An 11,890-nucleotide genomic window follows, 5' to 3' on the forward strand; every position below is an offset into this window, starting at 1 on the left:
AACCATAATTGTGAAATTTTTGTAAAAACAGAGTGGCTGTATTCTCACTATAGAAATAAGCATAAACATGTCGCTATCGTCCTTTTGGACGATACCTAGAGGGAGGGGAGTCTGAATTTATTACGACGAAAAGTCCTGTTTTATTTTAATGAAAAAATAATAATTATTAAGATATCAATAAGTAACCAATAAGACGCTCATTAATATATTAATAAAAAAACAGCGAAAGATACCAAAAATTAGAAAACTGCATTTCTTATAGAAAAAACAAGTTTTAAATAGTGTAATCAAGCTCACGTTATTAATATGTTTACTTTATGTTAACACCAATACATAGCATGATGGTTTATAACCTAACTATTAATGGAGATTGAATGGAACAGCCTCTATTTAGCTACCATCAACAAGCATTAATCGACTGTTGCCTAAATACGATTGCCCATATCATTCCTATTTCCGCCGCCGTTTACTATCTCGTTAATGATTATTGGCAACCTGAAAATCATGTGTTGTATGGAATATCACCGCATATGCATCATGAATATCTAACGCATTTTTCTCATCACGATCCGTTACATCCCGATCACTTTCGTGGTGAGGATTTACGATTAGTCAAAATGGCGCCCGAAATGCGTCAGCAAAATAAAACTTTTTTCCATGACTTTATGCAGCCTAACCAACTAGCGGATATGGCAGAAATTTTTATTCGTCGTAAAAATAAAATTATTGCGGGAATCTCCGTGCTCAGAGATAAACCTTTCACACCACAAGAGGTCGTGAGACTGAATGCGATTCTACCCATTGCGGAATTGATGACATTTGATGTCCTTCCTGACTCATTAGTTTCATACACGCCTAAAGAGCAGGAAATTATTCATTTAGTACGAGAAGGCGCCAGTAATAAGCGAATTGCGTTGCTACTGGGAATATCCCTTTCTACAGTAAAAACTCATTTGAGGAATATTTTTACTAAGGCGAATGTGAGTAACCGAACCGAGTTAGTATCATCCGGCTTCATTATTCGCCAAGACAAAATTTTGTAAAAAAATCCCGGCTAAAAAGCCGGGAAAACCTGTTGCTTTACAGAAAAAACAAAACCACCAGAACGCTAATAACGTATCATTACCGATTTCAATTCTGTGTAATGCTCAATGAAAGCACTACCAAACTCCCGTCCAATTCCGGATGATTTAATCCCTCCAAAAGGAACCGCAGGATCAAGGAAAGTATGCATATTCACCCAAACTGTCCCAGCTTCAATTTGAGACACCATCCGCATGGCTTTACCAAGGTCATTCGTCCATACGCTAGCCGCTAATCCAAATGGTGTACTATTCATCATGCTAATTAATTCATCTTCATCGTCATAGCTTAAGAATGTACCCACTGGACCAAAAGTTTCTTCCTGCATTAAAATATCATTTGGGCTATTTGCACGAATGATGGTTGGAGGAACAAAATATCCCGCACCAGCAATCGGCTGACCACCATAAATAATTTCACTACCATCTTGGCGTGCTTTTTCAAACAAGCTTAGAATTTTATCGTAGTGTGCCTTATTGGCTAATGGTCCCATTTCTGTCGTTTCGTCTAATGGAGAACCAATTTTCATTGTTGATAAACGTACTTTTAATGCATCAAGAACGTCATCCATCAGCTTCGATGGAATATAAAAACGTTCTGCCGCTGCACAGATTTGGCCTTGGTTTAAATAACCAGCCTCAATGATGCCATTAACAATCTTATCAACAGGCAAGTCTGCCAAGAATGCGGCTCCATTCTTTCCACCCAGCTCCAGAGTTACGCGAGTCAGTTTGCTTTCCATAGCCGAGCGTCCTACCGCTAATCCTGTAGGAACCGAACCAGTAAAAGTCACTTTTGAGCAGAGTGAATGATGAATTAATGCAGGACCGACTTCACGCCCACCACCATTAACAATGTTAATCACACCATCGGGAATACCCGCTTCCTTCGCTAATTCAGCAACCCGTAACATTGTTAGCGGTGTAAATTCACTGGGTTTCAGTACAATCGTACAACCGCAGGTTAATGCCGCAGCCAATTTCCAAATGGAAATCATGATCGAGAAATTCCAAGGAATAATGCCAGCAACCACACCGACGGGCTCTCGTTGAGTAAATGCTGAATATTTTTCACCATGAAATGAAGGTAGCGAAACGTTCAGAGTTTCACCACTAATCTTGGTTGCCCATCCAGCAAAATAACGTAAGAACTGGGCAGCAGAGCCCACCTCAAGAAAACGCGATAATTGAATAGTTTTTCCTGAGCTTAAGGTTTCTAACTGAGCTAACTCTTCTAAATGCTTTTCCAATAAGTCGGCTAAGCGGCTCAGGCAATTACCTCGCTCCATTGGCGTGGTATTTGCCCATGAACCTTTAAATGCAGTATAAGCCGCATCCATTGCAGCATCGACTTCGGCCAATGTTCCTTCTTTGACTTTAGCTATAACCTGCTCGGTGGCTGGATTCACAACGTCGAAATAAGTATTTCCCTTGCCAGAAACAGGCAATCCATTGATAAAATGTCCATGTTGGCGTTTAAGGAATTCTGTAACTTCTGGTAATAGGGCTAACTCACTCATCGTTATCTCCACCTCGTTAATTTATCTAATTACGCATTCACGCAAGCTAAATAATGTTTCACAAAACGCTCAGCATTAATTTCCCACAGTACTTCAGTGCCTTTCTCTGCAAACCAAGTATCACCTTTATGGTATTCCACTGTAACCCCAGTTTTTATGTCAGTTAATTTCACCGAACCTTCATGCACTGTTGCCATCTCATCAAATGGGTAAACCATTTTGAACTTACCTTTGGTGCACGCAAAAATGCCGCAAGTCAGATTATCCGTTGGTTCACCATGGATCATAGCGACGCTAGCCTGTGGGTCACCTTCAACGACAACAGATCCTAAATTAGTTACGCTACCGATATTCAGTAGCTCAGGAAGTGGTTTGTTTAACAGTAATGGGCTGATCATATTTATTTACCTTGTATTTAATGAAATCAAAAAGCTAAAACCAATTGAGAGAATTTAACGGCGCCCTTGCCAATATCCAGAGACTTGATGCCAACATTTTGCGAGGGATACAATTGCATTTCTCATGCTATCTTTCCCCACGATATTGGCATGGGGAATCGAGCTCATCAGGTCATAGCGACTAGAGCCTTCTGCCATCCCTTCCGCTAGCACTTTACAAACAATCTGGCTTGGAGTGACGCCAAAACCGGAATACCCTTGCACATAAAAAACATTGTTATGACCAGGAATAGTGCCAATTTGTGGGAATAAATTGGCACTGCAAGCCATTGGACCACCCCATGCCAACTCGATTTTCACATCTTTCAAGTATGGGAAAACGTTCAACATTAACTTGCGGTTCCACGCTTTTAAGTCGGATGGAATATACTCAAGAAAATAGGTTGAGCTTCCAAACAACAAGCGGTTTTCATTTGTCACACGGTAGTAGTCAATCACAGGGCGAATATCACTGTATGCGCCACGAATAGGGCTGATACGCTCAATCAGCTCATCAGAGAGCTCTTCCGTCATCAGTTGATAGGCATAGGTATTAATCGTTTTTGGATACAGCGTTGGCTCAAGACCATTTAAAAATCCATCACAAGCCCACAGCATTTTCTTCGCTTTGACCGATCCCATTGCCGTGCGAACAGTAACGGTATCGCCATATTCAACATTCAGTACTTGGCTATTTTCAAAAATTTTTGCGCCATATTCACTGACTGCTTTTGCTTCACCTAACAGCAAGTTAAGGGAATGAACATGCCCTCCCCCCATGTGTTTTATTCCACAGGTATAAGCATCAGAGCCAATGATTTGTTTTAAATCGGACCCGGTATAAAATTCAATTTCTTCATCCGGAGCAACTGCTTTGAAATCTGTTAGCCAGCTACGTAATGTTTTTTCTTGGCGCTTATTACTGCCTAAATAGGCATAACCATGGCAAAAATCCGCATCAATATTATATTTAGCAATGCGGTCGCGCATAATGCCTGCGCCCATATTGCTAAGTTTAAAAATTGTTTCTAAACCTTCAGAACCAACATGCTTCTTGATTGCATCTAAGTCATGACCAATGCCAGCCATCACTTGTCCACCATTTCGCCCTGTACCACCATAGCCAAGATGACGCCCTTCAAGGATAGCAATGTTAGTGATGCCTTTTTCACACAGCTCCAGTGCGGTATTTATGCCTGAAAAACCACCACCGATAATCACGACATCAACGTCCAGATCTTCTTTTAATGTAGGAAAACGCAGATCATATTTTTTTGTTGCTGAGTAATAAGTTAATGATTCTACTTGGTTATTCATAATGGATACCCTGTCTAGTATCTTACAATAACCTTGATTATGTTAACCTGGCATTAACATTTACATAGCCCTTTAGGGACATTCTAAAACATAAAATTAACATCTGTGATGCAAGTACAGTATTAACTTATAAATGATATAAAAAAACTTTAAATATTCTTTTTAAATTTTAATAACTTAATTGATTATTTTTATATTAATGGAAATGGTTATCCACAACTAAACGAGATGAAAAATGAGGAGGTAAGCTAAAAATATTTCTCTGAAAAAATTATTCAGTGCCAATATTATTGCTTTATTGGTGTCATTAATAAGTTAAATAACTCGACTTGTGAGCCTATACCGAGTTTTTGATAGATATTTTTTCGGTGATTTTTCACGGTTCCTAAACTGATGAATAAGGTATCTGCTATCTGCGGGGAACCTTTACCTTCCAAAATTAACTCAACAACCTCACACTCTCTTGGCGTTAGGCCAAAACAGGTTTGTAAATCTGTATGTCGATAATCACTAGAGACTGAATTAGGAACCACATCTTTATGGAGCCTAGCGATACTCCTAATAATATCAAAAGCTTCTTTCAATGGTGCCCGCTTACTTTCTTCTGATAACAAAGGCTTTTCTTCATTACCAAAAAAGATAGCCAGCTGCCTATCACGAGAGATCTCCAACAGTAAGCCCGCCTCATCACACCATCCCGTTTTACGGTAAAAATTCAGATAATAATCCGTATGGTGAAAACCTTTTGGTGCTAGCTCTTTTAAGGTCAATACCTTAGAACTTCCCCCCTTTAGCAGTTCTTGATAAAAGGGGTCCATTAAATAAGCGCCACGTTGATATAAGCGATTAATATTATCGCTATTACGCGTTTCAACTTTAGAGAGAAAACGAGGAGCTCCCCCTTTTTCGAAGGCATAAATAATCGCGTTATCAAAAGCAATAAAAGAAGAGAGCCAAGATAAGAGGTTAGGATAGAACTGGTTGGTAGCAACAGAATCAATAAGATGGGGTAACTTATTTAGATAATTATCCATTATACCCCCTATTCATTAACTCATTAATAAGCCCCTGCCAAACATATTCGAGCAGGATAGAGTGGTATAAAAACCATATTATGAAAGGAATCTCAATTAGTTTGTTATTACTATGTTAATCAAATCACAATGAATACTGTTTTTGTTAAAATTTTTTAACAATCACTTGATAAATTGAAAAGAAAATTCAGAGAGGATATACAGAAAAACAGCCCCGAAAGGCTGTTAATGCATTAATGTTTAATAATGGCTTTTAACTTGGAATAGCGGCGAATTAAACGCCATTTTAATTTCAGGGTTGTCGCATGTTTCCAGACGATTTCCCAGTAACCTTTATCAAAGAACATTTGTACCATTTGTTTTTGAATTTCAGGGGATTTTATCGCTAATAGCGCTTGTACGACTCCTAACCCCTCTTTACCTACTTGCCATAAACAGGCTGGTGCTTGCTTAACGTGTTCCGGATAGCGTTGATAAATAGCCAATAACATATCAAGGATTTTCAAATAGGTATTAATCTTGCGTACAGATCTTTCATCACCCGTTAATGAGTGAGAAACTGACTGATTATGAATCAAATATTCATAATACTGTTCATTGATAAATTGCACCCGTTTTGCCACTAACAACATTTCTGTAGTCCAAGGAATATCCTGATGATGCAGCTTTGGCTCAAAGAAAAAGTGATATTCCCTAATAAGCTCTAAACGATAGATATTTAACCAAGTCACATGTAAAAATTTACGGGAGCTCAACCCCATTTGTAGCCATTGTGGCCCAGTGATCACGCCGGTTGATGGCACTTTATTTGGCGGAAAAATTGCTTTAGGCGCATCACCATTGGTATACACATAAGTACCATTACATGTTGCAACATCTAAATCTCCCTCAAGTGCGATCTCTAATAAACGACCATACATTTTCGGGTTAATTTCATCATCAATATCAGGGAAAGTGATATATTTTCCCGTAGCCTCTACCATTCCCGTATTGCGAGCAACAGAAACACCTTGGTTTTCCTGAAAGAGAACTTTGATATTCTCAAATTTATCTTCATATTGACGAATAACGCCTTCACTATCATCTTTAGAACCGTCGTTAACAACGATCAGTTCCCAGTTTTCCAATTTCTGCGCGATCAGGCTATCAAAAAAATGAGGTAAAAATTTTTCACCGTTGTATACGGCTACAACGATACTCAAAACAGGTTGAGAAGACATGTATTAACCTTAAACTAATCAAAAAGATTATAATTAAAAAATATATTCGTTCATTTCATATAAATTTTATAATTAAATCAATATAGTTATGATAGAAGTTACTGATATGGCTCTATTATTACTCAAATACCCAAATAGTTGTGAACTAATTTTTACTTCTTTGATCTAACAAACATCAATTATACCTCACGATAACAGAAGGATCCTCCCGTGGCTGGAAGTAGCTTACTTGCCTTATTAGATGATATTGCCGCAGTATTAGATGACGTATCCGTCATGACAAAAATGGCAGCAAAGAAAACATCGGGAGTTTTAGGGGATGACCTCGCCTTAAACGCTCAACAAGTGACTGGGGTACGCGCCGATAGGGAGTTGCCTGTTGTCTGGTCCGTTGCAAAAGGCTCTTTTCTCAATAAGTTAATTTTGGTACCACTGGCATTATTGATTAGTGCATTTATTCCCTGGGCAGTGACTCCACTTCTAATGGTAGGAGGTGCATATCTTTGTTTTGAAGGGGCAGAAAAGCTAGCGCATAAATTTTTGCATAAAAATAGCCAAGAGCCGTCGGAAACACAGCAAGTTGAGCTATCTCCAGAAGATATTGCTGAATTTGAAAAACAAAAAATTAAAGGCGCAATTCGTACCGATTTTGTGCTATCCGCTGAAATCATCGCTATCACTCTAGGTATTGTCTCCTCAACGACTTTTCTCAATCAAGTTGTAGTCCTATCACTCATTGCTATTGTCATGACTATCGGAGTGTATGGATTAGTTGCAGGGATAGTAAAACTCGATGACTTAGGGTTTTATTTACAGAAAAAAGCATCAGCGCTCTTACGTAAATGCGGTAATGGGTTAATTTATGCCACGCCTTATCTCATGAAAACGCTTTCCGTCGTTGGAACCGCAGCAATGTTTATGGTCGGTGGAGGTATACTCACACATGGAATTTCTTACCTGCATTCATGGATAGAAAAAGTCGCTGAAATGTCGGCGATGACCCCCGCAATTGGTGCTATTTTGCAATTTTTAATGCCTTCTATTCTTAACTTAGTGTTCGGGTTGGTTATTGGTTTAATCATTGTGCTAATCTTCAGTGTTTTCGCTCACGTTAAAAAAGCCAAACCCTCGCTAAAATAGTTGATAAATAGCATTAATCTTATGTGATAATTCGTGAATTAGCGTTGCGCCAGAGGAAAAAGAATTATGCCGACACTTTACCGCCGTTTCTCAATTATCAATCAAGTCATTGGGTTGATGTTATTAATTGCGATCCTAGGTATTATCGGCATGACTATATCTAATCGCATGATCATCAGTGCGCAAGGCAATGCCCATGCAATTAATACCTCTGGCTCATTACGTATGCAAAGCTACCGCTTACTTTCCTTGACGCCTCTAAATCAACAAAATCAAAGCTATCTTAATGAGCTAGAAAACGACTTATTAAGCCCCGAATTAACCCAAGTTGTCAAAATCGAAAACTTAACACCGCAATTTAATAAAATACATGACTTTTGGCTAAATACCCTAAAGCCAGCACTTACTCAGGCTTCATCTCCAGATGACGCCCGCTACGAAGTCATTACTTTTGTTAATATGCTCAATGAGCTCGTTCATAATATTGATGATATTACCGAGAGAAAAATTGCCTATGTTGCGATGACACAACTCATTTTTATCAGTCTCGTTTTCTTATTATTAACAGGAACTATATGGCATCTAAGACGAAAAATTTACTACCCTTGGATGAAGTTACTTTCTATGGTGAATGCGATTGGTCAAAAGGATTTTAGCCAACGTTATCCATTAAAAAATAATAAACAAGATGAGCTCAATGCCCTTGGCGAAACACTAAACCACATGTCTGATGAACTAGCACAAAGCTATCATCAGCTTGAAGAACGGGTTGCAGAAAAAACAGCTGACCTATTAGCTAAAAATCGTGTTTTATCTTATCTGTACCAGTCAAATCAAATTTTGCACTCTTCAGATACACTCTATTCAAGGCTACAAAAGGTCTTAGTAGAATTAAAAAGTATCACGCAATTAAAAAATCTACGTATAAGACTGTATGAAGATAGTAATGAAAAATACTTTCATGAAATCTCTTATTTTTCTAGTCCTGCTGCTCAGGATATGGAATTAACTCATGCGGTTGATCCGTTTAGATCTCAGGAAATGATTTTTAATAACCCACAAATACTACAGTGGGATCTATCTGATAACATGCATCGATATGGTGTTATTATCGGTGAAATTGAGCAAAACCAACCATTTGCAGATGAAAAAAATAAACTGGTACTGATGTTAGCTAAGCAAATTTCAGGCATGTTAACAATGGAGCAGCAAATAGAACAGCAGCAGCAATTACTCATTATGGACGAGCGTGCAGCCATTGCTCGAGAGCTGCATGACTCAATTGCACAGTCGCTCTCATGCCTAAAAATGCAAATTAGCTATCTACAAATGCAACCCGAACCTCTACCGGAAACGACTAAACATTTACTCAATGAGATGCGTACTGAAATCAATACTGCGTATAGCCAATTACGTGAATTACTGACGACATTCCGTTTAAAATTGACTGAGTCTGGTTTATTGCCCTCACTTAAAAGCACGCTTGATGAATTTAGTGAACGTATTGGATTCAAGATTCAACTTAGCTATGACATACCAGCTAAAAGTATTTCACCTCATCAATCGATTCATATAATTCAAATAATACGCGAAGCGCTAAGCAATATTTTAAAGCATGCGAATGCAAACTGGGCAGCCATATCCCTAAGCCAAGATCGAGGAATAGTCACCATTACCATTGATGATAATGGTCGAGGAATAGATGACAATCCCAATAAAATCAACCACTATGGTTTAATCATTATGAGAGAAAGAGCGCTCAGCTTGAATGGTGAATGCTATATAACACCACGAGTTCAAGGGGGAACCGAGGTTAAAGTAACTTTCCCTCTGTCAGAAGTTTAATACGCCGGAAAAAATCATTCATGGAGACCAAAAATAAATGAACGAAAAATCAACGATCTTACTCATTGATGATCATCCGATGCTAAGAAATGGTGTAAAACAACTAATTAGCTTAGAGCCTTCATTACAGGTCATCGGAGAAGCAGGTGATGGGAAGACAGGGATCCAAATTGCAGAAGAACAAGATCCTGACTTAATTCTTCTGGATCTTAATATGCCAGGGATGAATGGATTTGAAACCCTTGATGAATTAAGAAAGCGCGAACTCTCAGGTCGGATCATTTTATTTACTGTGTCCAATTATAGTGATGATCTTGTGAGTGCATTAAAAAGAGGTGCCGATGGATATTTACTAAAAGATATGGAGCCTGAAGAGTTAATTATTGCACTAAAAGAAGCGGCAAGTGGCAAGATGGTCGTTAGCCCAACATTAACTTCAGTGCTAGCTGAATCGCTAAGAGATCATCAGACACAATCGGAAAGTGATGCTGTAGCCTTAACCCCAAGAGAGTCGGATATTTTGGAACTCATTGCTCAAGGGTTATCTAATAAAATGATTGCGCGAAATTTAGATATTGCAGAAAGTACAGTAAAAGTACATGTCAAACATTTACTAAAAAAGTTAAATTTAAAATCTAGAGTAGAAGCTGCCGTTTGGGTATTACAACAGAAATAAGATGTTAAATAATTCATAGCTACATGACCACATCATCTAGCTATGAATTTTCCTCGTTACTATCCCCCACAATAAACCCATATCAATAGCTCTAATCTACAAGCTAATTTTTTCCAGTTATAATAAGCTCGTTGAAGACTTATCTATGAAAAATACGAAATGATGAAAGAAGAACAACTTATTTTAGTTAATGAACAAGATATTGAAATTGGTACGATGCCAAAATTACTTGCTCATCAAGAAGGTCGTTTACATCGGGCATTTTCTATTTTTATTTTTAATAATAAAAATGAATTGCTGATTCAGCAACGAGCTTTCCATAAATATCATTCCGCAGGTCAGTGGGCTAATTCATGCTGTAGCCACCCTAGACCTCAAGAAAATACATTAGATGCCGCTATACGCCGGTTATATGAAGAACTTGGGTTCAAGACTGAGCTAAAACATGTCGATGCTTTTATCTACTATGCAGACGTTAATGGTGGATTGATTGAGCATGAGTATGACCATATTTTTGTTGGTTATTATAATGGTGACTTTAAACCTAATTCCAATGAAGTGAATGCGGTCCGTTGGGTTGGAATTGAATTGCTGAATCAAGAGGTTCATGAGGAACCCACAAAATTTACCCCATGGTTTAAAGCAATTTTAGCAAAATATCCTTTATTGAACTTTACTATCTGATTTTAAAATACCTTAATTCAGTAAAATTGGCTCTATGACATTTATCTCTATTTAAGATAAAAATGCTAATAAATAGCTGTTTATACCCCAAGGCCTAAAATATCCCTTCAGTTATTTCCCACTAAAACCCGATGTATTACACATTAATATTCCAAATCGCTTATATTTTTTCGTCATTAATCAGAACTGACTCAGCACAAGAAGATATACGCCAGGAAAAGTACAAGAAAGAAAAGAAGAAAAAAAGAAAGGAAGAGCGGAAGAAAGGGATCGAAAAAAAATCACCTAGGGGTTCAATGACGGATTGGGTTAATTGACGGATGAGTTTCAGTACTTTTGCCAACTTAAAATTGGAAAACGATTGAACCTCTTCAACTGTCACCAAGTACCCAACGCAAAAAAGCCACCCAATGGGTGGCTTCTCGGCTAATTTAATGTCTGGCAGTTCCCTACTCTCACATGGGGAGACCCCACACTACCATCGGCGCTACGGCGTTTCACTTCTGAGTTCGGCATGGGGTCAGGTGGGACCACCGCGCTATTGCCGCCAGACAAATTCTGTTTATTCCCGTTTAAGTCTTTTATCCTTAAACCAGAACATCAATCCTGAACAAGCTGCTGTGTCCTTCACCTTTCGGCTTCTCACTTTATTGAATTCAACTTTATCTCTCTAAAACACCTTCGGTGTTGTCAGGTTAAGCCTCACGGTTCATTAGTATTGGTTAGCTCAACGTATCGCTACGCTTACACACCCAACCTATCAACGTCTTAGTCTTAAACGTTCCTTTAGGACCCTTAAAGAGTCAGGGAAGACTCATCTCAAGGCAAGTTTCCCGCTTAGATGCTTTCAGCGGTTATCTCTTCCGCACTTAGCTACCGGGCAATGCCATTGGCATGACAACCCGAACACCAGTGGTGCGTCCACTCCGGTCCTC

At 38.5% G+C, this 11,890-nt stretch carries 10 protein-coding genes and 2 rRNA genes; 5 read left to right on the plus strand and 7 right to left on the minus strand.

Annotation, left to right across the window (positions count from 1 at the left end; genetic code table 11):
- Positions 1–374 precede the first annotated feature (374 nt).
- Positions 375–1,043, plus strand: a complete 669-nt coding sequence (locus PROVRUST_RS15890; RefSeq protein WP_006815913.1) for a LuxR C-terminal-related transcriptional regulator — start codon at positions 375–377, stop codon at positions 1,041–1,043.
- Positions 1,044–1,108: 65 nt separating this feature from the next.
- Here PROVRUST_RS15890 and PROVRUST_RS15895 read toward each other — a convergent pair whose 3' ends face one another.
- The 5 genes from PROVRUST_RS15895 to PROVRUST_RS15915 form a co-directional block, all read right to left on the minus strand.
- A complete protein-coding gene (locus PROVRUST_RS15895) occupies positions 1,109–2,602 on the minus strand; it encodes an aldehyde dehydrogenase family protein (protein WP_006815914.1) in 1,494 nt (497 codons plus the stop codon).
- A gap of 29 nt (positions 2,603–2,631) precedes the next feature.
- Positions 2,632–3,000: a cupin domain-containing protein gene (locus PROVRUST_RS15900; protein ID WP_006815915.1), complete on the minus strand. Its 369-nt coding sequence runs from the start codon at positions 2,998–3,000 to the stop codon at positions 2,632–2,634.
- Between the two features lie 54 nt (positions 3,001–3,054).
- Positions 3,055–4,356 (minus strand): NAD(P)/FAD-dependent oxidoreductase, encoded by a 1,302-nt coding sequence (locus PROVRUST_RS15905; RefSeq protein WP_006815916.1) that lies wholly within the window; start codon positions 4,354–4,356, stop codon positions 3,055–3,057.
- Positions 4,357–4,643: 287 nt separating this feature from the next.
- A complete protein-coding gene (locus tag PROVRUST_RS15910; RefSeq protein ID WP_006815917.1) occupies positions 4,644–5,390 on the minus strand; it encodes a helix-turn-helix transcriptional regulator in 747 nt (248 codons plus the stop codon).
- A gap of 233 nt (positions 5,391–5,623) precedes the next feature.
- The gene (locus tag PROVRUST_RS15915) at positions 5,624–6,610 is read right to left on the minus strand and encodes a glycosyltransferase (protein ID WP_006815918.1); all 987 of its coding nucleotides are present in this window, start codon (positions 6,608–6,610) and stop codon (positions 5,624–5,626) included.
- A gap of 210 nt (positions 6,611–6,820) precedes the next feature.
- On the opposite strand from PROVRUST_RS15915, the gene PROVRUST_RS15920 reads away from it, so the two are divergent.
- From PROVRUST_RS15920 to idi, 4 genes are all read left to right on the plus strand, one after another.
- Positions 6,821–7,750, plus strand: a complete 930-nt coding sequence (locus PROVRUST_RS15920) for a DUF808 domain-containing protein (protein ID WP_006815919.1) — start codon at positions 6,821–6,823, stop codon at positions 7,748–7,750.
- A 66-nt stretch (positions 7,751–7,816) separates the two neighbouring features.
- A complete protein-coding gene (narX, locus tag PROVRUST_RS15925; RefSeq protein WP_039855652.1) occupies positions 7,817–9,595 on the plus strand; it encodes a nitrate/nitrite two-component system sensor histidine kinase NarX in 1,779 nt (592 codons plus the stop codon).
- A 37-nt stretch (positions 9,596–9,632) separates the two neighbouring features.
- Positions 9,633–10,271, plus strand: coding sequence for a two-component system response regulator NarL (gene narL, locus PROVRUST_RS15930; protein ID WP_006815921.1), 639 nt, complete (start codon positions 9,633–9,635; stop codon positions 10,269–10,271).
- Between the two features lie 159 nt (positions 10,272–10,430).
- Complete coding sequence (gene idi / locus PROVRUST_RS15935) at positions 10,431–10,955, plus strand: isopentenyl-diphosphate Delta-isomerase (RefSeq protein WP_006815922.1); 525 nt, start codon at positions 10,431–10,433, stop codon at positions 10,953–10,955.
- A gap of 436 nt (positions 10,956–11,391) precedes the next feature.
- Here idi and rrf read toward each other — a convergent pair.
- A 5S ribosomal RNA gene (rrf, locus tag PROVRUST_RS15940) occupies positions 11,392–11,507 on the minus strand.
- Between the two features lie 139 nt (positions 11,508–11,646).
- Positions 11,647–11,890 (minus strand): 23S ribosomal RNA (locus PROVRUST_RS15945); the annotation flags it as partial.

Source organism: Providencia rustigianii DSM 4541 (genome assembly GCF_000156395.1).
Taxonomy (GTDB): domain Bacteria; phylum Pseudomonadota; class Gammaproteobacteria; order Enterobacterales; family Enterobacteriaceae; genus Providencia; species Providencia rustigianii.